Source organism: Microbacterium xylanilyticum, assembly GCF_054654695.1.
The window spans coordinates 19057-41717 of the sequence record NZ_BAAIEN010000001.1 but is presented as its reverse complement, the minus strand read 5'-3'; the positions used below and the strand labels follow the sequence as shown (position 1 = coordinate 41717).

General features: G+C 68.5%; 31 protein-coding genes and 1 pseudogene. 28 read left to right on the top strand and 4 right to left on the bottom strand.

Going from position 1 to position 22661, the window contains the following annotated elements; genetic code table 11:
• Positions 1–21: 21 nt before the first annotated feature.
• The 3 genes from ACYQ1L_RS00270 to ACYQ1L_RS00260 all read right to left on the bottom strand — a co-directional run bounded on the left by ACYQ1L_RS00270 (position 22) and on the right by ACYQ1L_RS00260 (position 1725).
• On the bottom strand, positions 22–744 hold the full coding sequence (locus ACYQ1L_RS00270; protein ID WP_460002165.1) for a hypothetical protein: 723 nt from the start codon (positions 742–744) through the stop codon (positions 22–24).
• Positions 741–1124, bottom strand: coding sequence for a hypothetical protein (locus ACYQ1L_RS00265; protein WP_460002164.1), 384 nt, complete (start codon positions 1122–1124; stop codon positions 741–743). Before ACYQ1L_RS00265 ends, ACYQ1L_RS00270 begins: the two co-directional genes overlap by 4 nt.
• Before the next feature lie 256 nt (positions 1125–1380).
• On the bottom strand, positions 1381–1725 hold the full coding sequence (locus ACYQ1L_RS00260; RefSeq protein ID WP_460002163.1) for a hypothetical protein: 345 nt from the start codon (positions 1723–1725) through the stop codon (positions 1381–1383).
• Between the two features lie 291 nt (positions 1726–2016).
• On the opposite strand from ACYQ1L_RS00260, the gene ACYQ1L_RS00255 reads away from it, so the two are divergent.
• From ACYQ1L_RS00255 to ACYQ1L_RS00150, 22 genes are all read left to right on the top strand, one after another.
• On the top strand, positions 2017–4608 hold the full coding sequence (locus tag ACYQ1L_RS00255; RefSeq protein ID WP_460002161.1) for a hypothetical protein: 2592 nt from the start codon (positions 2017–2019) through the stop codon (positions 4606–4608).
• Between the two features lie 85 nt (positions 4609–4693).
• Entirely contained in the window at positions 4694–5245 is a 552-nt protein-coding gene (locus ACYQ1L_RS00250) for a hypothetical protein (protein WP_460002159.1), read from the top strand.
• Positions 5246–5363: 118 nt separating this feature from the next.
• On the top strand, positions 5364–6620 hold the full coding sequence (locus ACYQ1L_RS00245; RefSeq protein ID WP_460002158.1) for a hypothetical protein: 1257 nt from the start codon (positions 5364–5366) through the stop codon (positions 6618–6620).
• 233 nt (positions 6621–6853) lie between these two features.
• Positions 6854–7459: a hypothetical protein gene (locus ACYQ1L_RS00240; RefSeq protein WP_460002157.1), complete on the top strand. Its 606-nt coding sequence runs from the start codon at positions 6854–6856 to the stop codon at positions 7457–7459.
• A 9-nt stretch (positions 7460–7468) separates the two neighbouring features.
• Complete coding sequence (locus tag ACYQ1L_RS00235) at positions 7469–7843, top strand: hypothetical protein (RefSeq protein ID WP_460002156.1); 375 nt, start codon at positions 7469–7471, stop codon at positions 7841–7843.
• Positions 7840–8610 carry a hypothetical protein gene (locus ACYQ1L_RS00230; RefSeq protein WP_460002154.1) on the top strand — a complete coding sequence of 257 codons (771 nt, stop codon included), beginning with the start codon at positions 7840–7842 and terminating at the stop codon, positions 8608–8610. Before ACYQ1L_RS00235 ends, ACYQ1L_RS00230 begins: the two co-directional genes overlap by 4 nt.
• Positions 8611–8612: 2 nt before the next feature.
• Positions 8613–8807 (top strand): hypothetical protein, encoded by a 195-nt coding sequence (locus ACYQ1L_RS00225; RefSeq protein WP_460002153.1) that lies wholly within the window; start codon positions 8613–8615, stop codon positions 8805–8807.
• Between the two features lie 109 nt (positions 8808–8916).
• The gene (locus ACYQ1L_RS00220) at positions 8917–9423 is read left to right on the top strand and encodes a hypothetical protein (RefSeq protein ID WP_460002151.1); all 507 of its coding nucleotides are present in this window, start codon (positions 8917–8919) and stop codon (positions 9421–9423) included.
• Positions 9420–9857, top strand: a complete 438-nt coding sequence (locus tag ACYQ1L_RS00215; RefSeq protein WP_460002150.1) for a hypothetical protein — start codon at positions 9420–9422, stop codon at positions 9855–9857. The genes ACYQ1L_RS00220 and ACYQ1L_RS00215 overlap by 4 nt, the downstream gene beginning before the upstream one ends.
• Complete coding sequence (locus ACYQ1L_RS00210) at positions 9854–10432, top strand: hypothetical protein (RefSeq protein WP_460002148.1); 579 nt, start codon at positions 9854–9856, stop codon at positions 10430–10432. Before ACYQ1L_RS00215 ends, ACYQ1L_RS00210 begins: the two co-directional genes overlap by 4 nt.
• 100 nt (positions 10433–10532) lie before the next feature.
• Positions 10533–11042, top strand: coding sequence for a hypothetical protein (locus ACYQ1L_RS00205; RefSeq protein WP_460002147.1), 510 nt, complete (start codon positions 10533–10535; stop codon positions 11040–11042).
• Positions 11043–11224: 182 nt separating this feature from the next.
• Positions 11225–12127, top strand: coding sequence for a hypothetical protein (locus ACYQ1L_RS00200; RefSeq protein ID WP_460002145.1), 903 nt, complete (start codon positions 11225–11227; stop codon positions 12125–12127).
• Complete coding sequence (locus tag ACYQ1L_RS00195; protein ID WP_460002144.1) at positions 12127–12354, top strand: hypothetical protein; 228 nt, start codon at positions 12127–12129, stop codon at positions 12352–12354. Before ACYQ1L_RS00200 ends, ACYQ1L_RS00195 begins: the two co-directional genes overlap by 1 nt.
• Positions 12354–12560 carry a hypothetical protein gene (locus ACYQ1L_RS00190; protein ID WP_460002143.1) on the top strand — a complete coding sequence of 69 codons (207 nt, stop codon included), beginning with the start codon at positions 12354–12356 and terminating at the stop codon, positions 12558–12560. The genes ACYQ1L_RS00195 and ACYQ1L_RS00190 overlap by 1 nt, the downstream gene beginning before the upstream one ends.
• Positions 12557–12865 (top strand): hypothetical protein, encoded by a 309-nt coding sequence (locus ACYQ1L_RS00185; RefSeq protein ID WP_460002141.1) that lies wholly within the window; start codon positions 12557–12559, stop codon positions 12863–12865. The genes ACYQ1L_RS00190 and ACYQ1L_RS00185 overlap by 4 nt, the downstream gene beginning before the upstream one ends.
• Positions 12865–13239, top strand: a complete 375-nt coding sequence (locus ACYQ1L_RS00180) for a hypothetical protein (protein ID WP_460002139.1) — start codon at positions 12865–12867, stop codon at positions 13237–13239. The genes ACYQ1L_RS00185 and ACYQ1L_RS00180 overlap by 1 nt, the downstream gene beginning before the upstream one ends.
• On the top strand, positions 13239–14045 hold the full coding sequence (locus ACYQ1L_RS00175) for an HNH endonuclease family protein (RefSeq protein ID WP_460002138.1): 807 nt from the start codon (positions 13239–13241) through the stop codon (positions 14043–14045). Before ACYQ1L_RS00180 ends, ACYQ1L_RS00175 begins: the two co-directional genes overlap by 1 nt.
• Positions 14038–14280 (top strand): hypothetical protein, encoded by a 243-nt coding sequence (locus tag ACYQ1L_RS00170; protein WP_460002137.1) that lies wholly within the window; start codon positions 14038–14040, stop codon positions 14278–14280. Before ACYQ1L_RS00175 ends, ACYQ1L_RS00170 begins: the two co-directional genes overlap by 8 nt.
• Positions 14277–14552 (top strand): hypothetical protein, encoded by a 276-nt coding sequence (locus ACYQ1L_RS00165; protein ID WP_460002136.1) that lies wholly within the window; start codon positions 14277–14279, stop codon positions 14550–14552. Before ACYQ1L_RS00170 ends, ACYQ1L_RS00165 begins: the two co-directional genes overlap by 4 nt.
• 23 nt (positions 14553–14575) lie before the next feature.
• Positions 14576–16312 (top strand): DNA cytosine methyltransferase, encoded by a 1737-nt coding sequence (locus ACYQ1L_RS00160; protein WP_460002135.1) that lies wholly within the window; start codon positions 14576–14578, stop codon positions 16310–16312.
• Positions 16313–16337: 25 nt separating this feature from the next.
• Positions 16338–16595 (top strand): hypothetical protein, encoded by a 258-nt coding sequence (locus ACYQ1L_RS00155; protein ID WP_460002133.1) that lies wholly within the window; start codon positions 16338–16340, stop codon positions 16593–16595.
• Positions 16592–17161 carry a hypothetical protein gene (locus ACYQ1L_RS00150; protein WP_460002132.1) on the top strand — a complete coding sequence of 190 codons (570 nt, stop codon included), beginning with the start codon at positions 16592–16594 and terminating at the stop codon, positions 17159–17161. The genes ACYQ1L_RS00155 and ACYQ1L_RS00150 overlap by 4 nt, the downstream gene beginning before the upstream one ends.
• Before the next feature lie 607 nt (positions 17162–17768).
• Here the strand turns inward: ACYQ1L_RS00150 and ACYQ1L_RS00145 are convergent.
• Positions 17769–18263, bottom strand: coding sequence for a helix-turn-helix transcriptional regulator (locus ACYQ1L_RS00145; RefSeq protein WP_460002131.1), 495 nt, complete (start codon positions 18261–18263; stop codon positions 17769–17771).
• Between the two features lie 120 nt (positions 18264–18383).
• On the opposite strand from ACYQ1L_RS00145, the gene ACYQ1L_RS00140 reads away from it, so the two are divergent.
• The 6 genes and pseudogenes from ACYQ1L_RS00140 to ACYQ1L_RS00115 form a co-directional block, all read left to right on the top strand.
• Entirely contained in the window at positions 18384–18626 is a 243-nt protein-coding gene (locus ACYQ1L_RS00140) for a hypothetical protein (protein WP_460002130.1), read from the top strand.
• A 98-nt stretch (positions 18627–18724) separates the two neighbouring features.
• Complete coding sequence (locus tag ACYQ1L_RS00135) at positions 18725–20350, top strand: hypothetical protein (protein WP_460002129.1); 1626 nt, start codon at positions 18725–18727, stop codon at positions 20348–20350.
• Positions 20350–21180 carry a hypothetical protein gene (locus ACYQ1L_RS00130; RefSeq protein WP_460002128.1) on the top strand — a complete coding sequence of 277 codons (831 nt, stop codon included), beginning with the start codon at positions 20350–20352 and terminating at the stop codon, positions 21178–21180. Before ACYQ1L_RS00135 ends, ACYQ1L_RS00130 begins: the two co-directional genes overlap by 1 nt.
• Positions 21181–21204: 24 nt before the next feature.
• Complete coding sequence (locus tag ACYQ1L_RS00125) at positions 21205–21546, top strand: hypothetical protein (RefSeq protein ID WP_460002127.1); 342 nt, start codon at positions 21205–21207, stop codon at positions 21544–21546.
• 33 nt (positions 21547–21579) lie between these two features.
• Entirely contained in the window at positions 21580–22350 is a 771-nt protein-coding gene (locus ACYQ1L_RS00120; protein WP_460002126.1) for a metal-dependent hydrolase, read from the top strand.
• Positions 22351–22454: 104 nt separating this feature from the next.
• Positions 22455–22628, top strand: a pseudogene (locus tag ACYQ1L_RS00115) (IS4 family transposase); the annotation flags it as partial.
• Between the last annotated feature and the right edge of the window lie 33 nt (positions 22629–22661).

The following is a 22661-nucleotide window of genomic DNA, read 5'->3' as shown; positions in this document are numbered from 1 at the left end:
AGCGCCGCCCTGGTTATCGGGTTACAGGCCGGTTGGCCAGGTGAGGCCGTGCAGCTGCATCGCGTCGCGGAGGTCGGGATCGTCGAGGTCGACGAGATGGGACTCGTGGTCGGTGATCCGTCGGCTGGAGGGTTCGTCACCGGGACGTTCGAAGATCGCCCACATCCCGAGCTCGTCGCCGTGTCGGGACGCGAATCTCACGCCGTCCACGAGCGGGGTGCCGTCCTCGTCGACGAGGGCGTAGAGGTGGCTGGCAAGCTTCTGGGTGAGCTCCCGCGGATGGGCGCTCTTCACCGCGGCCGCGTCGAAATCGGCCAGGCCTAAGCGTCGAGCCGTGTCCAAGAACAGCGGGCGCAGTGCTGCGATGGTGCTGGCGGCGCGGACATCTGCGAATGCGCCGATGAGGCGTGCGCTCGAGCGCATCTTGGCGCGGATCCAGTCGGGGTCAACGACGCCGGCGGGAGGGACGGGGAACTCGTCGGCGTCTTCGGGGTCCTCGCTGATGTCGGCGAGAAGGTCCTGCCAGCTGGGGCGGTCCGGGCGGAGGAACGCGAGGATCTCGACATAGCAGCTGTAGGCGGAGTCGGCGGCGTAGATGGTGCGGAAGACCTGGCCGTGATCGTCCCAACGTTGCCCGCCGGCGTACTGATGATCGATCCACGCCCAGGGGTCCGGGGCGCGGCCGACGCGCCAGATGCGCGCGCCGACCGCGGGGACGACGGAGATCTCCGGAGCGATGGTCACGCGCCGACGAACAGGTTGGCGGCGCTGAGAACGGCGGCGTGGGCCTGCTCGGTGGGCTCGTCACGGAGTACCCGCGCGGGAGACCGGTCGCCGAGCTGCGGGTTCATGCCCTGGAACCAGGGTGCGACGATGCCAGCCCCTTCGCTCTGTTCGATGAGGCGCACGATTCGGTAGGCCAGGCGCAGCGTCTGCACCGCGCTCGGGGAGGGCTTACGGGTGCCTTCGGCCCATTCGCGGACGGCGCGGGTCTCGGTGACGCCAGCGATGTATGCGACGAGCTTGGCGCCGAGCGTGCGGCGCAGCTCGTCGACCAGGCCAGGAACGTCGTGCCGGATCGACTCGTTGTAGGCGCTGAGCTGCGTCATCTCGATCGTTGTCATGGCGATCATCCTTCCATCTCACCGATAACAACAGTGTAGATCACACCTTTAATCCCATCTAGAAAACCTAGGAGCTTGGAGGAGCCGCTGGAACCTCGCATCGCATTGACGTGCGCCGTGGAAGATTTCGCCGTGGATTTGTCCACTCCAGGCTGCGGAGAGCACCCCTCGTAGGTGAAGGCACAGATCGTGCCTCGCCGATGTGGGGATCGCGATGACGTGTGGGGACGACGAGCTGTCGAGCCGTGGGGGCCTGTCAGCCGAACGTGTAGAGCTGCAGCTCGTTGAAGGCGGCCATGAACGCCTTCCGGTCGATCGAGTAGCGGCTGTGGTGGCCGCGTCGTTCGCCGGGCGGGTCGACCACCAGGTAGCCGATGTCTTCGATCGTGCGCAGACCCGTCTGGGCGCTGTTGCGGCTGAGGCCCGTCGCCTTCATTACCTCGCCGATCGTCGACTCCGGCTTCGCCATCAGGAAGCGGGCGATGTCGAGGCGGACAAGCGACATCATCTTCTGCGCGCGGACAGCCTCCGCCGGCATCTCCGGGGACGGTTCACGCAGCACTGGCACTTGTCCATTGTGCCCGTCGTTGGTCGGTTCCATGGCGACTCCCTTGATTTTGCAAGCCTCGCGAACACATACTACGTTGCTAAGAGACGTACCGGAGACATCTGGGGTCATGTGCTCGCGTCGAAAAAAAGTCGCGGAACACGCGTAATGGTTCCGCGCCTGCTACGTCTCTAAGAGACGGAGCTACTACCTGCGAATGCAGATTGGGGTTATGAACAAATGCTGAAGTTCGAAGAGTCGGTCGACACGACTCGGAAAAGAAGGTTCCCGCTGCCACTGGCTGCGGGAGTGCTGGCTGGGGCAGTGGTTGTCGGTGGGCTCGTCATGGCCCCAGCGACCATCGCGCCGGCATCGTCCGCTAGCGCGGTGGTGTCGCAGGGGCACGGGGTGCAGGGCACGTACGGTCACATCGGCTCCGTGTACGAGTCGAGCACCGGCCAGTACGTGTACTGCCTGGACTCGTCGCTGACGGTCCCGTTCGGTGAGGAGTCCGCGCCGAGCCAGGTCAGCTACGTGCCGGCAAACCCGAACGTGACCAACGCTGTCGACATGGGACCGGACGCCGCCGGCCGGGTCAACTACGTGATCTCCACGTGGGGTCAGACCACGGACGACCTGCAGTCGGCCGCGGTCTACATCACGGCGCTGGCCTATCAGAAGGGTGGCGGCTGGGGTGAGGCCGTCACCTACGCGGGCGGACGCCAGGACGTCATCGACCTCGCCTGGTCGATGTACCAGCAGTCGCAGGCGGTCACGATCGGCGGATCCGGCTCGGGCCAGGTCACCGGCAACGGCGTTCTCACCGTCGACCCGCAGAACAACTACAAGGGCACCGTCAACATCAACGGCACCGCTGGTGCCAACGTGACGATCACGCTCACCAACGGCGTCTTCGACTCGACGGGCACGAACACGCTCACCAACGCGACGTCGAACACCGACTACGCGATCCACGGCGTCCCGCCCACCGACGACGGCGCCCCGTACAAGATCTCCGGCACCTTCACCCTGAAGGCCGGTTCCGGCTCCGTCTGGCCGGCGTCGATCAACCTGTACACGTACAGCGAGGGCGCGCAGCGCATGGCTGGCGCCCTCGGCCCGGTGAGCACCGAGCAGACCATCAACGGCAGTTTCAGCGACCCGGACAGCCGCTCCACGGTGTTCCTGCCGATCGTGAAGACCACCGCGGTCCAGTTCGTGAAGAAGGGTGAGAAGTTCACCGACCAGTGGAACTTCGGCACCCAGCCGGACGCGAAGGGCCTGGACAACGGCTGGTACCAGTCGCCCACGTCCGGCAACTACGCCCAGATCCCCGCCGACGCAGTGATCTACGGTCCGTTCAAGGAGCAGCCGGCCGAGGCGCCCGATGCCCCTGCCGGAGCTCCGGTCGCGGCTCACGCGAGCATGACCACGGACCTGAAGATCGGTCCGACCAAGCCCTACACGGTGACGTCGGACGAGGTGGCGAAGGAGTCCGGCTACTACGTGTGGCAGACCTCGATCACCGACGCCAAGGTGAAGGACCTCTTCAAGCCGCTGATCCCGAGCCCGTACAGCTGGAAGGACGCGTTCGGTCAGACGGTCGAGTCGTCGATCGTTCCGATGACGATCACCGGCTCCACGAAGGTCACCACCCCTGAGGTCGCGCTCTCCGGTGTCCCCGGCGACTCGGCCTCGATCGTGAACGACGGGATCTGGCTGCAGAACGGCGGCAAGAACATCGACGTCACCGTGAAATGGGACGCGTACTGGGACAAGACGATCGACGGCCCCAAGCAGGTGCCGGCGTCGCAGATCCCCGCGGACGCGGTCAAGCTCGGCACGGTCACCCAGAAGGTGAACAAGCCCGGCGACATCAAGACGCCCGACACGGCCGAGGCTCTCGGTTTCACCGCTCCCGCAGCGGGCACCGGATCCATCGTGTGGGTCCTGCACATCGACGCAGCCGACAACGCCGGCATGGTCGAGGACTGGTCCGACGACTACGGCGTCCCGAGCGAGATCCAGAAGATCGCACAGCCGACGACGAAGACCCAGGCCACGCCCGGCGCGAAGCCCGGCACCGACACGAAGGACACCGCCGAAGTCGACGGCACCCTGCCCGCGAACGGGGCCGAGCTCACGTTCCAGCAGTACGAGGTACCGATGGTGAAGGACACCTCCGGCAAGTGGGTCATCAACGCCCCCAAGGGCACCGCCGCCGGTGACCTTTCCTGGGTGTGCACCGCTGACAACGAGAAGTACTCGAACGTCGGCAAGGGCCAGGTCATCGTCAAGACCGGCAAGTACGACTCCCCGAACGTGAAGATCACCGAGGGCAAGAAGTACCTGTGGGTGGAGAAGCTGTGGTCCGTGCCGGCCAAGCCAGGCGACAAGCCGCAGCTGATCGCTGAGGGCAAGTGCGGCGTTCCGACCGAGACCACGTTCGGCCTCATCGTCACCACGCAGGCGCAGACCAGCGACGCGAACTCGCCGACCCCGACGCTGCACGACACCGGCGTCATCACCGGCTACGTGCCCGAGGGCGGCAAGGTCGTCGTCGACGCGTACCGCGGCGAGCAGTGCACGGCGGACACCAAGATCTGGACCTCGAAGGACATCGCCCTCGAGGGCGGCTACTTCCCCGACGGGTTCAAGTTTGAGACGGACACCTTCAAGGCCGAGTCGTCCTACACCGCCAGCACGGTGAGCTTCTGGGAGAAGGTCTACGACGCATCGGGCCGCCTGGTCGCGCAGGGCGGCTGCAACATGCCCGGCGAGACCGTGCCCGTGAAGGCCGCGGAGATCCCGCTGGTCCACACGGGTGGCGACGTCGCCCCGTGGATCGCCGCCGGATCCGCGGTCATCCTGCTGGCTGCTGCCGGCATCTACCTGGTCGCGCGCCGCCGCGACCAGCGCGAGACCAGCACCGACTGATCTCGTCACCTGACGGGAGGCCCCTGGACCCCAGCCAGGGGCCTCCCACCCCGCCGCACACCGACCAGAACGAGAGGACGACGCCATGACCAGCACCACCACAGCGCGGACGCAGAGGCGTCGCGTCCGGTCGACGGTCCTCACTTGGGCGTGCGGTACCGTCGCCGCTCTCGCTCTCCTCATCGGGGCAGTGGCGTTGTTCGCCCCGTCGACAGCCGAGTACGTCTACGGCCAGGCCAAGACCGGTGCGCAGAGCGCAATCGGCCAGGCCCTCGCCCCGATCGTCGACGCGACGCCGACGATACGGCTCGGCGGGACAGGCGACCGCGCATCGTTGAACGACTGCGACGGGTCGTTCACAGGGATGACGTCGTACGGCTCGGAGATCCCGACGGTGTACGCCGCACACAACAATTGCGGCGGCGACGTGCTGCTGCCATGGCAGCTCGGGCAGCGGGTGAACGTCGTGGACGAGAGCGGCACGACCCGCGCCTACACGGTGATCGACATCCGCACCGTCCCGAAAACGTGGGGGACCGTCCAGGACCTGGTAGGCATCAAGGGCGCCTTCGCTCTGCAGACCTGCTTCTACGGCGAGAACCTCATGAAGTTCGTGGGCCTCACGCTCGCGACATGACTAGCCCCCGGGGCTCCTCACCTTGTTCCTTCCAGAGGGGCCCCGGGCTATCGAACAGGACCGCGACGACGCGGCGCCGGAAGGAACACCACGACATCAGCCCATTGGAAGGAACACCATGAGCGAGACCACCACGACACCGGATACGGGCAAGAGCTCGCCGCGGCGCAAGATCTGGATCACCGTCGCCGCGGCCGCCGTCGTCGCCGCGATCGGCATCCCCGCCGGCGCGTTCGCGTACAGCGGGTACCAGACCCAGCAGATCACCGCGGCCGCGACGAGCGCCTTCCAGGCCGCTCAGAGCGCGCACGACGCCGCGGTCGCCTCTGCGACGAAGACGCCGGCGCAGGCGGGTGCGGCGAAGCAGCTGCTCGAGACCGTCTACGTGCCGGCCGGTGCGCTGGTGCAGTCGCACCCGACACTGTTCTCCCCCGAGTCGGCGAAGGCTCTCAAGGCCGACACGGACGCGTTCGCCGCGCTGCTGAAGAGCGGATACGTGGCCGACAAGGACAAGACCAAGCCAGGCACCTGGCAGCTGCAGAAGCCGGTGGATGTGCCGCTCACCCTCAAGCAGGCGATCGCGAAGTACCTCGAGTCGGACCAGGCGCGCGCGCGAGCGACGAAGGCCCTCAAGGACAGCGGCGCGGCGAACGCCGCCGCGACCGAGCGCAACGCCCTGGTCGTGAAGGACCTCGACGACGTCCGTGCCGCGTTCGAGAAGGATCTGAAGGCCGCGGCCGCGTCCGCGCCGAAGCTGAAGGACCCGTACGTGGCGACCGTGCCCAAGGGGTCCGCTGACGCGCAGGCCATGCTCACGAAGACGCTCACTGGCCTGCAGCCGGTGGAGAAGGGCACGTTCACGCCGGACGCGAAGACCACTCTGCTGACGGTGTTTAAGGCGTACACCGACGCGGCCGACGCGCTGAAAGCGTCGAACGACCAGGTCGTGGCCGCAGAACAGGCCGCCGCGCAGCAGGCGGCCGAAGAGGCTGCCCGCCAGGCCGCTGGTGACAGCGGATCCTCCGGCGACGGGGGCGGCTCATCCGACGGAGGCTCCTCTGATAGCGGATCGGGCGGATGGAACGGCGGCGGCGGATCCGGTGGAGGCGGGTCGACCGGAGGCGGCGGTGGCGGCGGTGGCGGCGGATCCACAGGTGGCGGTGGATCCGGTGGCGGAACCTCCGACCCGGGCCCGCACGGCACGATCCTCGCGACCGGTGAAGGCTGCGGACCGGGGAGTGGTTCCGGCGGTGTCGTGGGGCCGAACAACTGGTCCAGCAACATCGTCGTCCCTGCGAAGGCATCCTCGTACTGGCCGATCGACGGCGAATACGGCGTGAACTGGTACGCCGGATACCGCTGCGCCGACTTCTGACCATGACAACCAGCCTCAGCCGATCTAGCGACTGAGCTCACGACTCCGTGGAACCCCCAATCCACGGCTCCCCGAGGGGGCCCGCCGCGATCCGACCCAGCGGACGCAGCGCGGGCCCCCTCCTCTCTGCGCGCCGGCAGGAGCCCATCAACCGGGAACTTTTGTCCAGCCGAGCGCCCGTCGACCACCCCTAGTAGGTGAGAGCACAACTGCTGTCATCGCAGGAGGTCACCATGTCAATCGCCATCGCCCCAGCACCCGTGAACCGCGCCGTCACGCTGTCAACGCTGTGGGACCCGTCAACCGCCCCGCACGTGCAGATCATCGGCGCCAACGCCGTGCAGCGCCACGCAGCGATCCACCAGCTCCTCGCGACCAGCTGCCAACTGCACGGCGAACTCATCATCCCGGCCCCCGCATGGATGGCGCCCGGGGCGCACGTCGACGAGGTCGAGCGCACACTCGAGGAAGCGATCCAGATCCTCGACGCGCGACTCACATCCCCCGGAAAAGCCGTGCACGCCCTGACCGTCGTCATCGACGAGCGCCACATCATCGCCCGCGAGGCCCGGAACCCCCGCCAGCTCCAGCACATCGACGACGCCATCCGCCGGCTCGTGATCGACGGGCCCCGCGCCACCATGCACCTCATCGTCGGCGACATCGACCTCGACACCACCCTCGTCGACACGGCATGCACCATTGCCGTCGGCCCGCTCACCAGCAACGAGCGCGACGCGCTGGACACCGCCTATCCGGGCACGCACGCACCAGCCCTGGAGGACGGCGAGGCCTGGTTCTACCGAGCGGGCGGCACCCCTGCCCGGGTTCAGATCTGAGAGGCCGAGATGAACCACCAGAAGTCGCAGCTGACAAGACGGATCGCCAACCTGCTACAGCGGAAAGGGAACAAGACGGTCGACGTCGCCCCGATGCAGGCCGAGTCGTCATCCGACGTCGAGGCGCAACGCGTTCACCAGCTGGTGCAGGGCTTGTTCGGGAAGAACGCGAGCTGTCTCGTCGAATGGAAGAGATCGCCACGCTCCGCGAAACCACTGGTCGCTCGCATCGAGGTCGAGTATCAGTTCACACCGAGGCTCGCCTACCCGTCCTACCGGGACTGGATCGCATCGCGGTTGGCCGCACACCTCGAGGGCGATTGGACCTCGGCGTGGGACGTAGACCACGACGTCGTTGCCTTCGAAAGGCGTCGCGCATCGTGATCGGCCGGACCCTCGGGCTGCTCGGCAAGCTCGCCGTGCTCGGCGCCGCCTACTACGCCGTGAGCAACGGCGCCCTCGCTCTCTTCGCCGCGAACCCTGGCGGCTGGCTCCACCTCCTCATCATCGGCCTGGGCTTCCTCATCGTCGCCACGTTCCTCATCCAGCTCCTGCGCCCCCACCCCGGCACGTACATCGCTGCAAGCGGCGCGATCGCACGAGCCGCAACCAAGGACGAGCTCCGCACCGAGGATGAGAGCCGACCGCGCCGAGCGCGTCATGAGGCGGGTCATGCTGTTGCGGCGGTGTGTCTGGGGATGGAGAGGGTTCGGGCGGATGTCCGCGTCGTTGGTGATCGGGGTGGCAATGTCTCGTATCAGTACCCGTTGACGGGGCGGCTGGTCGATACGGAGTATTCGCTGATCATGATCGCTCTCGCCGGTCAGGTCCTCGATCTGGCGGCCGGTCATCACGACGTCGGGGCGAGGGGTGACATCGGTCAGGTCACTGAGAGTGCGCTCACGATCGTCTCGGCCTGCGAGCACCCTTGCGCCTACCGTGGGCCGCTCACTCTGGATGCCCTGGTCAGTCAGGCGCGCGCCGATGTCGAGCGTCTCCTCGGCGACCAGGCGGAGGCTGTCGATCGCGTCACCACGGCGCTGCTGCAGCGGGACGCTCTCGACGCAGAGGAGCTGCTCCAGCTCGTCCGCCCCGAGGCGCCTCGGGGCGCGGGGCACGGGAGTGGTGCGGCTCCGGGAATGGGATCTTGAAGATGGGTTCGATCGAGCAGCTCGCCGGCCACGGTCACCACGGTGGTGGGCTCGGCGACATTCTCGCGGGGTGGGTCGCTCATGCCGCGATCTGGGACCTGGTGCGTCACCTCCCGTTGCCCATCGTGGTCGTCGTCGGAGTGGTCGCCGTTGGGGTGCTGTGGTTGCGGCGGCGAGCGTCTCGCAGGACCCGGTAGTCGAAGCGGGAGCCGTGCCGGCGGGGGCGATTTGTCCAGCAGGCGAGTACCCCGGGACCCCTTGTAGGTGAGAGCACCACTCGGGTGCTTCGTGCGAGGAGGTGCGGAGATGGACATCAGCTTCGAGGCGTACCAGGAGATCACTCTGCGACGACCAGGCAGACAGGGGGAGCTTCCGCTGGAATGGCGCCCCGTGCGCACGGCGCACTGCCTGCTCATCGGTGAAGACAGGGTGGAGCGTGCACGGCACATCACATCGATGGTCGCGGAGCTGCAGGACAGCGGCTGGAACGCGCTGTTCCCAAGCAGCGTCGACGACGCGGCCGCCGACATCCGTGTCGCCTACGACCTGATGGTGGATCGGTACTCGCGGATCGAGGAGCAGCGGGACTCCGACGGCGAACCGACACCGGTGGTCCTCGCCGTGAACGACTACATGGATCTCACCGGATCGATGGAGCTCGCCGCGATCATCGACTGCGGACGCAGCGCACGCGTACATCTGATCCTCGGCACCGACCGGTCCCTGTTCGCGGAGTTCCTGCCCACGCTTCGTGACGGGTTCGTGCACACACGCATCGACGCGACGCCCGCTCTGACCGGGGCTGTCCGATGAGCGCCGCGGCCGCTGCGGCGGAGGTAGGCGCGCTCGAGGCGACCGGGCTGCAGCTGCACGAGCAGATCCGTTTCGCTGGCGACAGGCGATGGTGGACGATCCGCGCCGTCGACGACGCGCACGCCGTTGTGACTCGGCAGGCCGCGTTCGAGCCCCGCGGAGTCGTCGTCTACACGATCGTCGCCCATGGCCAGGGCGTCCGCGGGCCCTGCAACAACCTCGGCGGCGGATGGACCTTCGAGCCGACCGACCTTGAGGGCAGCGCCGAGGACCTCCTGCACGCTCTGCGCGAGAGCTTCGACCACACGGACAGAGCAGACCTCCCCGAGCATCGGCGCAGCCGCATCTGGCGCGTCGAGATCTCGCGCCGCCGCAGCGTCCCGCTGTCGATCACCGATCGCCGGCCGCCTGCCGTGCACGGAGCAGGATCATGACCACCGGCCTCCTCGACGACGCCGTCGTCGCGTTCACCGACGCGTGGGATTCTGTCGAGGATCCGCACCTGCACGTGACCGGCCCGCACCGCACGGGACGCACCCACGGGCTCATCCGCCTGCTCCGCAGCTGGCAGCAGCACGGCGGAACGGTGCTCTGGCCCGATCCACACACGCCTGACGCGTCCGGTCTCTATCAGGCGTTCTTGATCGTCGCGGACGCGATCGCCATCCTCCACGCGCGCGCACGGAACCGTGAGGACGAACCCGACGCGACGTTCCCACCCGTGCTCGTCATCCTCGACGACTACGACAGGATCCTCCGCCTCGCCGAAGACGCCGCGCAGCTCGAGCAGCTGCGGCGCAGCGTCCGCCAGCTCATCCATGACGGCGCCCGCGACGGAATTCACCTGGCGCTCGCGACCAGCGCACCGCATCCCGTGCTCGAAGACGAGATCGCCCGCAAGCTCAGCACCGTGACCCTCGGTGACACCACCGCTCCCGGGGACCACCTCTGCGCCGGCGAGGGCACCTACACCGACCACACCACCCGCATCCAGCGGATCAGATTCTGACGAGATGCCCCACCATGACACGTCCGAACCACCGCGCGACCAAGGCAGCACGTCGCTCCTCGAGCAGGAGCACGCCGCGGTTCACCGAGGAGTCGCAGCCATGAACTTCCAGAGCTTCAAGAGCATCGTGCACCCCCAGGGGTACGGCTTCTGGGCCGATCCCGACGGCGCCTTCACCTTCCTCGGCTCCATCGCCCTCACCCTCACGATCGTCACCGCTACTCAGATGGGCGACGTCGTCGCGGGAATGGGTGAGCTGTGGCGAACCACGCTCTGGGACGGCCCTCTCATCCGCATCGCGCTGCTACTGGTCCTCACGAACGCCGCCACGCTGGCGATCACCGACCCGGCGCCGAGGGACTTCTCGAGGACCGGCCGTTTCCACCTCTGGATCGCGACCGTGGGCGCCACGTTCGTCGTGGGCGCCATGGTGATCTGGAGCTGGCCCGGGTTCGACTACGACCGTGACGCCCCCCTCTTGGACGGCACGATGCGGATCTGCGCCATCACCTTCTACGTCCTCGTCGTCGGGCGCGCCCTCCGTAAGCAATTGCTCGCGCGCCACGTCTGGGTCAACGCAGAGATCGAGCGGCTCGGCGCTGCCGGGTAGACCGCCCGGACTAGAGCAGCCCGACCATCCGTGAGCAGCTGACGACGGACGAGCGCGGCGACCTCGCAGCGGAGGACTTTGTCCAGTCGGAGCCGCCCGGGGCACCCCTTGTAGGTGAAGGGGGTTGGTGGCCCCACTCCCTTTAGGTTATATTCGGGAATATAACTTTGAGAGGAGAGGTGATGCGAACCCAGATCTGCCCGGCCGACCACAAGCACGGAGCGACGTCGACCTGCTACCAGGAGCACGGATGCGCATGCGACCCGTGCCGGGTCGCGAACACGCAGCGCCGCGCCGCGTACCGCCGCGCCGTCGCCTACGGCCTTCCCACCTCCGACTTCGTGCCGGCCCAGCCCGCGCAGACCCACATCGGCGAGCTGGTCATGGCCGGATTCACCCCCGCGCTCATCGCCGACATGTCCGGCACCTCTCTCCACGGGGTGTTCCGCATCATGCGCGGCCACAAGCGCCGCGGCCCCATGCGGCACCGCACACCCCTCATCCGCCGCACCACCGCGGAGCGGATCCTCGCGATCGCCCCCGACCTCAGCAACATCCCCGCCGGCCACTGGATCAGCGGCCGCGGCGTCCGCCGGCGCCTCGAAGCACTCGGCGCGCGCGGCTGGTCGGTCGAAGCGATCGTCCGCCACGCGCACATCACCCGCTTCCCCCTCGACAGCGCCCTCGCCGGCGGAAAGGTGCTCTCCGAGATCCACACCGCGATCGCCGCGGTCTACGAACAGCTCTGGGACCAGCGCCCGCCCACCCATACCCGCGGACAGCGACGCTCCTGCGGATGGACCATCGCCCGCGCCGAGCGCCTCGGATGGCTCCCGCCCCTCGCCTGGGACGACATCGACACCGACGACGAGCCCCCCGCCGTCGACCACACCCCGGTCATCGACGACGTCGCCATCCACCTCGCCCTCCGCGGCGAGCGCGTGGAGCTGACAGGGCCGGAGCGCGCGGTGTTCTTGGCTCGTGCGGGGGAGGGGCAGCTGAAGCGGCGGGAGCTGGCGGAGATCGTCGGGGTCACGGAGCGGCATCTGGGTCGGTTGCGGTCTGCAGCTGCGGAGGCGGCGTGATGAGCCGGCTTCTGGATCAGCTCGAGTCGGTCGTTCATGGCACGCCCGCTGGGTACAAGGGCGGGTGTCGCAGTCGCGGCGGGTGCCCGAACCATGGCAGCCGCACCGAGTTGACCTGCGTGCGTGCGCATCGCGCGTGGGTGCACTACTACCGCCTCTTCGAGGCTCTGGACGCGGATCAGCCGATCACGAAGGCGATGCTCCGCGACGCGAAAGGACGTGTCTGATGGACAAGGAAGGGACCGCCAACGACCTGGCGGTGAAGATGACGGCGCAGTTCGGTGTGCCGATGACGGTCCGCTGGGACTTCGGCACGTTCCGGCTGGTGTGTACCCGGGTCGACGGGAAGCCGCTCACCCCGCGTATGGAGGAAGCCTTCACCGCGCTCCTGCGGCCGCTCAGTGGCCGCCGTATCGAGATGAGCGTGCGATGACCGAGGCAGAGCAGAGCGCCCACCTTCACGACGCGCTGCAGGAGCTGGCGACGACCGCGGATCGGCTCGCGGCCCGGGCCGCGCACCTGGATGAGATCGACGCGAGCAGTGCCCTGTTCGTCCTCGCTGACGAGCTGCGCACCATGGCGAAGCTCGTGAAGATCTCCGCGGCGGACGAGGCCACCTTGCAGCTGCTCGACGACGGCCGCTGGCGCATCAGCACCACCATGCTCCGCCTCGACGGCCTCGAGCGCAGCACCGCCACTCTCACCGAGGACCTCACCACGATCGGGAGCGACCGCTGATGTCCCCCGAGCAGCACGAGCGCGCCGTGGAGATCTTCGAGACCACGATCGGGGTCGAGTACTCCGACCAGGCCGAGCGCACCCCCGAATGGGACGACGCCGTCGCCAAGGCCGAAGAGAGCACGCCGGCGACGACGGTCACGATCACGTTCGCGTCTTGCATTCCCGCGCCGCTGCTGGACCGGGTCGCCGCGTTCGTGGCCGACCTGCGCCGGATCCCCACCATCGACGTCGTCGACGTCGTCGCGGTCCGCACCTGCCGCAGCTGCGGCTGCACCGACGACCAGGCCTGCTTCGGCGGCTGCTGGTGGATCAGTGACGACGAGGACCTCTGCTCCGCATGCGCACCCGCCGTACCGGGGGAGCAGCGTTGATGAACACCCGCACCAAGACCACCGGCATCCTCGCCCTCACGGCCGCCGCGCTCACTCTCGCCGGCATGATCACCGGAGCCCTGCACACCGGCACCCACCCGGCGCCCACCGCACACGTCACGACGGCCCCTCAGCCGCCCGCACCGACCAGCGCAGCCCCCGACGTCACCGAACCCGCAGCAGACGCTCAGAACGGCCCCTACGCGGAAGCCCTGGCGCTCGCCGCGGCGCTGCCGCTGACCGTGGTCGACCCGGCTAACCCCGTACCGCAGTACTCGCGGGCCAAGTTCGGGCTTGCCTGGGCAGACATCGACCACAACGGGTGCCGCCAGCGCGATGACATGCTCGCCCGCGACCTGGTCGACGTCGTCAAGGACACGAAGGGCTGCACCGTCCTCAGCGGGGTGCTCGAGCGCGACCCCTACACCGGCCGGCGCATCGTCTTCCAGCACAACCGGGTCGCCCAGCCCGGGAACAAGGGATCGGCCGGCGTGCAAGGCGAGCACATCGTCAGCCTCAAGGCCGCCTGGGAAGGCGGAGCGTGGGCCTGGAGCGACCAGCGGCGCCTCGAGTTCGCCAACAACCTCGCCGACATCATCGCCGTCGACGGCAGCGCGAACGAGAGCAAGGGCGAAGACGGGCCCGCCCGCTGGATTCCGAACACCTACTACCGCTGCACCTACGTCACGAAGTACACGCAGATCGCCCACACGTGGGAGATCACGGTCCCCAAGGTCGACCGTGACGTGCTCGTTGCCGCGCTCACCGAATGCGCGACCAGCTCGGGAGGAGAGTCCCATGAGTGAAGGTCCGATCCGTCTCTGGCGGCAGGCGTGGGTCGCGCCCGTCGTATCGATCCCGGACAGCGAACGGGTCTGCTACCCCTGGCCGCCCACCGGCACAGTCGCGTGCGGACGCCGCAAGACGCCCCGGGACGAGAACCTGCGCCACGTGACCTGCCCGGAATGCCTGGCCGCGCTGCGCGCCGACGGCATCCGTACACCGGCGCACCCCCTAGCTCGAACAGGAGCCGCAGCATGACCGCTCACATGGCCTTCCCATCGCCGCTGCCCACTGAGGAAGCACCCCATCTGGGGCTGTTCCCCGGCACACCGGCGCCGACCCGCGCAGCGGGCGCGGATGCCCGTCCCGTGGAGGTGCTCGCGATGCTGACCGGCGAGGAGCTCGCGAAGGCCATGCCGCTGTGCGCCGATACGAGCAGGGCCGGATCTCGGCACTGGCTGCGGGCCGAGCGGCCGATCGACCCGCAGGTGCTCGCCGCGGCGATCCATGAGTACGAGGCTCGCTCGTGACACCGCGGTGCTCGGACATCACGATGTCGGACTACTACTGCGGCGCCGGCGGATCGACGACCGGCGGAATCCTGGTGCCCGGCGTGCGCGTCATCATGGCCGTGAACCACTGGGACCTCGCGATCGCGACGCACAACACGAACCATCCCGATACGGATCACGACAAGGCCGACATCAACAAGGCCGACCCGCACCGCTACCCGCGCACCAACATCGGCTGGTTCTCCCCGGAGTGCACCTACTGGTCACAGGCGCGCGGCGAGAAGCTCCCCGACGGGCAGCTCGCCTGGGACTTCTTCGGCGACTCTCTCCCGAACGAGGCCGCCGACCGGTCCCGGATGGGCATGTGGGACGTGCCCCGCTTCACCGCCGTGCACATGTACGACATCGTCATCGTCGAGAACGTGCCCCGCGTGGTGAAGGGCGTGCACTGGAACCGGTGGCTCACGTCCATGCACGACATGGGCTACAAGCACGAGGTCATCTGGCTCAACAGCATGCACTCCCAGGGCCTCGGCGACGGCGCCCCGCAGTCCCGCGACCGCGTCTACATCGTGTTCTGGCGGGCCGGGAACCTGCGCCCCGACTTCGAACGGTGGATCCGCCCCGAGGCGTACTGCCCCGAGCACGGCCTCATCCAGTCCGTCCAGGTGATGAAGCCCCGCGGCGCAGTCACGAAGACCTATGGGGCGCAGTACACGCTGCGCTGCCCGGACCCGGCCTGCAATCTCGAGGTGTTCCCGGCCGTCGCCGGCGCCGACACCATCATCGACTGGTCCCACCGCGGCACCCGCATCGGCGACCGGACCACCCTCGGCATGAAGGAGCTCGAGCGCAAGACCCTCCTGCGCACGTTCCACGGCGTAAAGAAGCACTGGGGCCGCAACATGGTCGTCGAGGCACAGGGCAACACCTACGACGCCACCAGCCCCCGGCACCCGCAGCACCTCGAGCTGGGCGCCTACTACCGGGCGTGGCCGGTCGACGAGCCGCTGCGGACCCTGCACACATCGGCTTCCAAGGCGCTGATCGTGAACCAGGTGTCCGGAGCCGACGCCTCGAGGTCGACCCCGGTCAACGCACCACTGCCGGCGCTCGTCGCCGGCGGCAACCACGCCTCCCTCCTGGTCCCGGTCGAGGGTCGCGACGGGAAGGTCGCGCGACGCGCCGACGAGCCGCTGCGCACCCAATCGACCCGCAACGAGACCGGGCTGCTCGTGCCCGTCGGCGGGACATGGCGATCCGATGCGACATCGACCGCGCGGCCGATGCCTGCGCGCACGACCGTCGAGACCGATGCCCTGGTCGTCCCGCTGCGCAACCACGGCGTCGCGAAGCCCTCCGATCACCCGATCGACACCGTCGCCGCGAACGGGAACCACCACGCCCTCGTGATTCGGCAGCAGAACTCGCGCGGCACCATGGCGGGCATGTCCACGCCCGTTACCGAGCCCATGCGCACGCTCACCGCCGCGGGCAACCAGTCCCTCCTCACCCCCGGAGAGACCGCCGAGCTCGAGTTCGGATTCACCGACGACGAGGTCTGGGACATGGTCTACAACGCCGAGTTCCGGATGCTCGAGCCCGGCGAGATCAAGCGGGGAATGAGCTTCCCCAACGAGTACGTGCTCCTCGGCAACAAGCGAGAGCAGGTCAAGATGGCCGGCAACGCGGTCACCCCCAACGCCGCACGCGACCTCATCGCCGCGTGCGTCGAATCCCTCGGCTACAGCGTCGACAAGCTCGCGCTCGCCGCCTAACCCACCACCCACCGAGGAGGACACCATGGGCACCATCCCCGTCGTTCTCAACCTCCCTGCCCCCGCATTCGAGCACTGGGAAGCCGAGAGCGAACGTCTCGGAAAACCGATCCACATCCTGCTCGAGATCGCAGCGATGCGCGCCTGCATCCCGCCGACCCCGGAGGAAGCGTTCATCCGACGATGCCAGCAGCGATACGCCCAAGACCCCCAGTACCGCCGCGAGCTCAACTCCGAACGCCCCCGCCGCAGCCCCGTCCAGAGCCTCGGGAACGCCGCATGACCACCGAACGCGACATGCTCGACCGGCTCCGCGTCCGCTACGGCAAGACCGACCGGAACGGGTCCTACACGGGCCGCCAATACGTCATCGCCGAGAAGGTGCCCACCACCCCAGGCACTTGGGGCGGTGACAGGATCGCCGACGCCATCGTGCTCGACACCTGGTCTGCACCCCACAGCGAGCTCACCGAAACAGAGTGCGACGTCGCGCGATGGGGCGAACGCCAATCCGTGCACGGCTTCGAGGTCAAGATCTCCCGCGCCGACTGGCTCGCCGAACTCCGCCAGCCAGAGAAGGCCGAGGCCTGGGCTCAGTTCTGCCACACCTTCTCCCTCGTCGCCGCAGACCGGCGAATCGTCCGCGACGACCTCCCCGACGGGTGGGGCCTACTGATCCCGCACGGCACCAGCCTCCGCATGGTCGTGAAGCCCCGCCGCCGAGACCCACGCCCCATGCCCACCCCGATCGTCGTCTCCATCGCCCGCGCCGTCCAGAAAACCGAGACCGCGATCGCCACCGCCCCCGCCCCCGCGCTCGCCGTAGCGACACCAGCCGGAGGGCAGTGACGTGCTGCAGGACGCGTCGCATCCGCTGCCGGTCGCGTGGGATGGCCGCAAGGTCGACTGGGAGCCATGGGAACGCAGCACCGTTCAGATCTGCCCTACCCCGCGCGCTCGATGCGCCTGCGGGGCGAATGCGTCACCGTTCACGGCGCGTGGGCTACGACATCCGGCATCTGAGGACCTCGCACGCGCTGAGGCCATACCGAGGATCGGCCGGCGCACCGCCCTGGTCGCCCCGCGCTATGACCTCTTCGCCACACGATGCCCCGCCTGCGGTGAAGTCAGCGTGTGGGACATGGTCTCGGACCAGCACTGGGTTCTCGACGAGGCCGACTACGGGGCCACCGGATCGTGGGAGTGGTCTGGTGGGCTGCTCGACCAGCTGCTCATCGACGCCGAAGACTGATCCGACGTGCCCGGGCTCACAGCGCGAGCGCACCAATTTGTCCAGAACACGCACCGAAGAGCCCCCCTTGTAGGTGAGAGCACCTAGGAGGGTGCACTTCACGGAGGAGACGCTGATGCGGAAGCCGAGTCGAGGACTGGTGTGTTCTGGCGCACCTGCGCGCCGATGGGCCCTGTCGATGGGCTGCGAGTCGTGAGTGTGTCGTCACGCCTTGCGGGCGGCGCGGGCAGCGTCCACGACGGTATTCGCGTCGGCGACGTCGACGTCGAGCAGCTCGGCGATGATCTCGAGCTCACGGTCCGCCCAGCGGGTGCGGCCGCGCATGCGCTGGCCGAAGGTGATGCTGTTCAGCCCGAGCCGCTCGATCAGATCCGCCTGGGACGTCACCTCGGGCTCGCCGGCGCCCGCCCGGATCTGAGCGCGCAGCCGCTCAGCGAACACGGACTCGTCCACCACGTCCGGGGCGAGAGCCCGCGGCCGGCGGCCCCGCGCAGACGGAGCCCGGTGGGAGCGGCCCTCGACATACCGGTCGATATCCGAGCTCGAGTACAGCGGCGAGGGGCCGGCGAAGTTGACCGGCTTCGGGAACGTCGGATCCGTGGCCTTGAGCTTGTAGACCGTTCCGACCTGCACCTCGAGGCGCTTGGCGACCTGCGCACTGTCCAGGAGAGCGTCGGCAGCGTTGCGGGCGGTGGTCATGACTCTCCTCTCGGCGATCCGGTCACGATGAATATAACCTCGCCGGGTGACCAGGGTGCAGTTCACGGCGCGCCGCACGATGAACCCGGTTCACGAACACAGTTCCGTAACCTCGTTCGCATGGGTACGTCGATTTCTAACCGTGAAGCGATCCGGCAGGACCTTCGTGACGTCGCCGAGGAGCTCTCGGCGCGTGAGGAGATCCTCGAGCGTCGAGGGGAGCTGATCGACGCCGCGCGCAGCGTGCAACCCCCTCTCACCTTCCGTGAGATCGCGGAGGTCCTGGACATGACCGAGCGCGGCGCGCAGAAGGCCCTCGAGGCATACCGCCGCAAGCACGACTCCCAGGCCCTCGCGAGCTGAGTGCGCGGGATGCGACTCCCCGCCGCGAAATGTGCTTGCATTTTTCAATCAATCTTCCCTAATATAACCTGTATGAAGGATCGAGAGGAGGCGTCCCGATGACCGAGATCGACTACCGGCCCAAGCCGTGGACGCCGAAGGCGATCCCCACCATCTGGGTGGACCAGACCACTGGCAAGGGAGTCACCGGCGACGGCGCACCTGTCCGGCCCGTCATCGGCGAGCGCCGGCAGAGGCCGAACCTGACCGATCTGCTGGACACGGCGGCCGCATACGGTGCGAACCGGATCATGCTCACGGGCAAGCGTCCGGAGCCGGTCCCTGGCGTGAAGCACTGGCTGTACGTGCAAACGCCGCGGTGGATCCCCGGGTCGCACTGGATCAACGCGGGCCCGCCGACGGGGCGGTTCGCGCACGAGAGCACCGGTTTCAAGATTGAGGTCCGCACCGCGGAGGAGTGGTTCGACGACGCGCCGCTGACGCCGGCGCAGGCGCGCGAGGCATGGGAGACGACCGCCGCGGTGATGCGCGCGGCCGACGAGCGGGCGCGGATGTTCAACTCGCCGGCTGCGACCGGCACCAACCTCTGGGCGCTGTCGCTGCCGAAGAACGTCAACCCGGTCCCGGTGGATCCGGACATCGCCGCCGAGATCCACGCGACGAGCGGACAGCACCACTACGACCACCTGGTCGCCGGGGCGAACTTCAGCCGGCACGAGGACTGCGTGCCCCTGATCGATCCGGCGAAGACGAAGAAGATCCGCGAGTTCGCCTACGTCGACGGCCGGTTCATGTACGCCGGCGTCGGCCGAGAGCTCGGCATCGGCCCCGCACGACGCCTGAACCGTGAGGCGGCGTCCGAGCTGCTGTTCCAGGACCCGTACGCCCGTGCCCGCTTCCATGTGCGATTCCGGGTGCCGGAGAACTGGCATCACGTCGGGCTGCTCCCGGTGAAGCATCAGCGCGTCGAGGAGGGATGGTTCTACCCGAACCGCCCCGGCGCCACGCACGACACGTGGGTCGACGGCGCGGAGCTTCACGTGGCGCAGTCGGCCGGGTGGGAGATCATCCCGCACGAGGCTGTGCTGTTCAAGAAGGCCAGGCCCCTGGACACGTTCACCGACCGGATGACGCGGGCACGCGCGAAGGTGGCGGAGAACCGGGACATGAACCCGACGATCCGGCAGGCCGTGATGTCGGCGCTGCGCTCGATCATGCTGCACTCGATCGGTGCGTTCGCTGCCGGCGGCCGCGACGAGACGCGCGTGGCGACGAGCCTTCGCGACATCCCGCAGGCGTACCAGGGTGACGCTGTCCAGCAGGGGAAGCTCTTCGTCTACCACGTGCCGTCGAACCCGACGAGCCGGACCAGCCAGTACTACCACCCGGAGCTCGCCGCTCAGGTGTGGGGGCGCGCCCGTGCCAGGGTGCTGCTGGGCCCGAGCAGCATCGGCGGTGCGACGTCGGGGGCGCTGCGAGTGGATCCGTCGACGCTCGTCGGGATCCAGGGTGACGCCCTGTTCACGACCTCTCTGCCGATCTGGTCTCTCCCGATGGACCAGGGCGGCGGCGACGACGGCAAGACGGGCCGTCTGCGCCTGCAGGGGTATACCCGCGGCGAGTACGCCACCCCGGAGACGCTGAAGCAGCGGGCCATGTTGAAGGCGCGCGCCGAGCGCGCCGGCCTTGGTGAAGCGCTCCGTGCGATCGCGGAGGTGGCGTGATGGCAGACCAGCCACGTTCCGCTCAGGAGCTCGTGCGCGTGCTGCGCGGGCAGGGCATCAGCGTCGCGGAGATCGCCGGCGTCCTGAACCGCTCCCCGCGCATGGTCCGCAAGGTGGAAGCAGGGCAGACCTCCGGCGCCCTCTACCGCGATGCGCTCGACGAGCTCGCGACCACGGGGCAGACGACCAAGATCCCGCCGCGGCGCCGACTCAAGGACGGCACGCTCATGCCCGTGCGCGGCAAGGTCTCCGACGGCCAGGACAAGATGATCATCCCCGAAGACACCGGAGGCCGTTACACGACGGCGAAGCAGGGTGGCCGCGTGCAGGTGCAGACCGGGTTCATGACCGATGGCGGCCGCCTCATCCAGGCGCGCATCCCGAAGGGGCGCACCGCGAAGGGCCGCCAGGTCGCGAACCAGGAGCTGCTGAACATCGTCCGCTCCGCCGCTCGAGGGCAGCGGGGCAAGAACCAGAAGCTGGTCACTGCGCGCGTCACGTTCGCGAACGGCCGACAGATGGAAGTGAACACGTACAACGCCTCGACGATGCTCAAGCGCATCAAAGAGTCCGACGGCGACGTGCTCGGCTGGTTCGCCTCCGAAGCCGGGAACCGGTACATCAACCTCGACACCGCGAGCGTGCCGATCACCGGGCTGCAGCTGAACGTGTTCCAGGTGCCGAAGACCGAGGGCTACGACCGTGAGCAGGCCGCAGGCCGAACCCGCCGCACCCGGCGTCTCAGTGACGCGGAGAAGGCGCGCCAGCAGGCTCGCGCGCAGCTCGACGCCTCTAAGGGCCGCCGCGGCCGACGGGGGAGCACATCATGACGACCGTGAAGGGAGGGATCAGCCATGGCTAACGCTGCCGGCGGCGACGACAAGCTCGCCCGCCCCGCATCCCTCAAGCGCGCGCCTCGCCCCGCCGCGGACGACGGCATCGACCCGGTCGACCCGCATCCCGACATCACGGAGGCACCCAAGAAGTCCCCGCAGGCGGGGAAGAAGCGCGGCCCCTACAACGTGCAGCGCGTCGACAAGAGGCCGGCGTCGTACCGGCTGCCCCCGGATGTGATCGAGCTGATCGATCAGGCCCGCGCGGAAGCCGCGGCGCGCGGCGATCGCCTCACGAAGGACGAGGCGGTCACCATGGCCGTCAGGTCATTCTGGGGTGGCAAGCGGCAGCGCCGCCAGTAGCCCACCTCGAGCAGGAAGTCCGCCTCGATCATGATGGGTACCTCGCACGCCGTGACCGGCGCCGCGGCATGGGTCGCGATCACCGCGACCACCCTGCCCGCCCTGCACCTCTACCCGGTGACACCCGTGGGAGTCGTGCTCGGAGCGATGGTGTGCGCCGGCGCGGCGCTCCTGCCGGACGCAGACCATCACGACGCGACCATCGCCCACTCGGTCCCCGTCCTCGGCCGCGTCACCGCCGGCACAGTCGAGAGGATCTCGGGCGGGCATCGACACGGAATGCACTCCCTGCTCGCCGTCATCGGGATCCTCGCCGCGACCATCGCACTGAGCACCCTGCGTTGGACGCCCACCGGCTGGGACCACCCGATCCAGCTCGGATCCGCGATCGCCGTCATGGCCTGCGTGACCTTCGCGACGAGGGTGCTCACCCTCGTCCGATCGTGGCCGGCCGCATGGGCGCTCGGCACCGCCGCGGCCGTACTCGTCGCGCTCTGGGCGCCCGCCGAGTTCACCTGGCTCCCGGTGTGTATCGGCCTCGGCTTCGCCGTCCACCTCATCGGGGACGCTCTGACCACCGAAGGCATTCCGCTGCTGTGGCCGCTCAACCCCCGCCCGCCCAAGCCGATCACCCGCACACCGGTGCTCCGCTCAATCTGGAAGCGAAATGGCTACCTCGCGATCCCGATTCTCGGGAACGCAGGCTCCGTCCGAGAATGGCTGCTCATGCTCCCCATCGCCGGCTACGCAGCCTGGGGCATCGCCACGACCGCCCTGCAGCTCATCAACGGCGTCAGCGCCTAGCCAGCGTCAGGCGACGGCCACTCGCCGCGTGGCGGCCGCTCAAGGTCGATTCGTCCCCAGCGCGTCCTGCGCACGACGCGCAAGCCTGGGATGTCCTCGCAGTAGGCGCGTTCCTGGCCGGGCGGCGTCTGGTCGCGATCGACGGGACCTGCCTGGACGTCGCCGACACGCCGGGCAACGCGGAGCACTTCGGCCGGCCCGCGGTGAGCAAGGGTGAGCAGGCAGCGTTCCCGATGGCCCGGGTGGTGGCGCTGGCGGAGTGCGCGGCGTACAGGGTGACGCCCTGACGGTCTCCGAGGTCCTGCAGCGCG

What these genes read in the sequence shown, in the direction of transcription:
- ACYQ1L_RS00265 (WP_460002164.1), bottom strand. Translation starts at nt 1,124, where the DNA reads ATGACAACGATCGAGATGACGCAGCTCAGCGCCTACAACGAGTCGATC.
- ACYQ1L_RS00260 (WP_460002163.1), bottom strand. Translation starts at nt 1,725, where the DNA reads ATGGAACCGACCAACGACGGGCACAATGGACAAGTGCCAGTGCTGCGT.
- ACYQ1L_RS00255 (WP_460002161.1), top strand. Translation starts at nt 2,017, where the DNA reads ATGGCCCCAGCGACCATCGCGCCGGCATCGTCCGCTAGCGCGGTGGTG.
- ACYQ1L_RS00250 (WP_460002159.1), top strand. Translation starts at nt 4,694, where the DNA reads ATGACCAGCACCACCACAGCGCGGACGCAGAGGCGTCGCGTCCGGTCG.
- ACYQ1L_RS00245 (WP_460002158.1), top strand. Translation starts at nt 5,364, where the DNA reads ATGAGCGAGACCACCACGACACCGGATACGGGCAAGAGCTCGCCGCGG.
- ACYQ1L_RS00240 (WP_460002157.1), top strand. Translation starts at nt 6,854, where the DNA reads ATGTCAATCGCCATCGCCCCAGCACCCGTGAACCGCGCCGTCACGCTG.
- ACYQ1L_RS00235 (WP_460002156.1), top strand. Translation starts at nt 7,469, where the DNA reads ATGAACCACCAGAAGTCGCAGCTGACAAGACGGATCGCCAACCTGCTA.
- ACYQ1L_RS00225 (WP_460002153.1), top strand. Translation starts at nt 8,613, where the DNA reads ATGGGTTCGATCGAGCAGCTCGCCGGCCACGGTCACCACGGTGGTGGG.
- ACYQ1L_RS00220 (WP_460002151.1), top strand. Translation starts at nt 8,917, where the DNA reads ATGGACATCAGCTTCGAGGCGTACCAGGAGATCACTCTGCGACGACCA.
- ACYQ1L_RS00215 (WP_460002150.1), top strand. Translation starts at nt 9,420, where the DNA reads ATGAGCGCCGCGGCCGCTGCGGCGGAGGTAGGCGCGCTCGAGGCGACC.
- ACYQ1L_RS00210 (WP_460002148.1), top strand. Translation starts at nt 9,854, where the DNA reads ATGACCACCGGCCTCCTCGACGACGCCGTCGTCGCGTTCACCGACGCG.
- ACYQ1L_RS00205 (WP_460002147.1), top strand. Translation starts at nt 10,533, where the DNA reads ATGAACTTCCAGAGCTTCAAGAGCATCGTGCACCCCCAGGGGTACGGC.
- ACYQ1L_RS00200 (WP_460002145.1), top strand. Translation starts at nt 11,225, where the DNA reads ATGCGAACCCAGATCTGCCCGGCCGACCACAAGCACGGAGCGACGTCG.
- ACYQ1L_RS00195 (WP_460002144.1), top strand. Translation starts at nt 12,127, where the DNA reads ATGAGCCGGCTTCTGGATCAGCTCGAGTCGGTCGTTCATGGCACGCCC.
- ACYQ1L_RS00190 (WP_460002143.1), top strand. Translation starts at nt 12,354, where the DNA reads ATGGACAAGGAAGGGACCGCCAACGACCTGGCGGTGAAGATGACGGCG.
- ACYQ1L_RS00185 (WP_460002141.1), top strand. Translation starts at nt 12,557, where the DNA reads ATGACCGAGGCAGAGCAGAGCGCCCACCTTCACGACGCGCTGCAGGAG.
- ACYQ1L_RS00180 (WP_460002139.1), top strand. Translation starts at nt 12,865, where the DNA reads ATGTCCCCCGAGCAGCACGAGCGCGCCGTGGAGATCTTCGAGACCACG.
- ACYQ1L_RS00175 (WP_460002138.1), top strand. Translation starts at nt 13,239, where the DNA reads ATGAACACCCGCACCAAGACCACCGGCATCCTCGCCCTCACGGCCGCC.
- ACYQ1L_RS00170 (WP_460002137.1), top strand. Translation starts at nt 14,038, where the DNA reads ATGAGTGAAGGTCCGATCCGTCTCTGGCGGCAGGCGTGGGTCGCGCCC.
- ACYQ1L_RS00165 (WP_460002136.1), top strand. Translation starts at nt 14,277, where the DNA reads ATGACCGCTCACATGGCCTTCCCATCGCCGCTGCCCACTGAGGAAGCA.
- ACYQ1L_RS00160 (WP_460002135.1), top strand. Translation starts at nt 14,576, where the DNA reads ATGTCGGACTACTACTGCGGCGCCGGCGGATCGACGACCGGCGGAATC.
- ACYQ1L_RS00155 (WP_460002133.1), top strand. Translation starts at nt 16,338, where the DNA reads ATGGGCACCATCCCCGTCGTTCTCAACCTCCCTGCCCCCGCATTCGAG.
- ACYQ1L_RS00150 (WP_460002132.1), top strand. Translation starts at nt 16,592, where the DNA reads ATGACCACCGAACGCGACATGCTCGACCGGCTCCGCGTCCGCTACGGC.
- ACYQ1L_RS00145 (WP_460002131.1), bottom strand. Translation starts at nt 18,263, where the DNA reads ATGACCACCGCCCGCAACGCTGCCGACGCTCTCCTGGACAGTGCGCAG.
- ACYQ1L_RS00140 (WP_460002130.1), top strand. Translation starts at nt 18,384, where the DNA reads ATGGGTACGTCGATTTCTAACCGTGAAGCGATCCGGCAGGACCTTCGT.
- ACYQ1L_RS00135 (WP_460002129.1), top strand. Translation starts at nt 18,725, where the DNA reads ATGACCGAGATCGACTACCGGCCCAAGCCGTGGACGCCGAAGGCGATC.
- ACYQ1L_RS00130 (WP_460002128.1), top strand. Translation starts at nt 20,350, where the DNA reads ATGGCAGACCAGCCACGTTCCGCTCAGGAGCTCGTGCGCGTGCTGCGC.
- ACYQ1L_RS00125 (WP_460002127.1), top strand. Translation starts at nt 21,205, where the DNA reads ATGGCTAACGCTGCCGGCGGCGACGACAAGCTCGCCCGCCCCGCATCC.
- ACYQ1L_RS00120 (WP_460002126.1), top strand. Translation starts at nt 21,580, where the DNA reads ATGGGTACCTCGCACGCCGTGACCGGCGCCGCGGCATGGGTCGCGATC.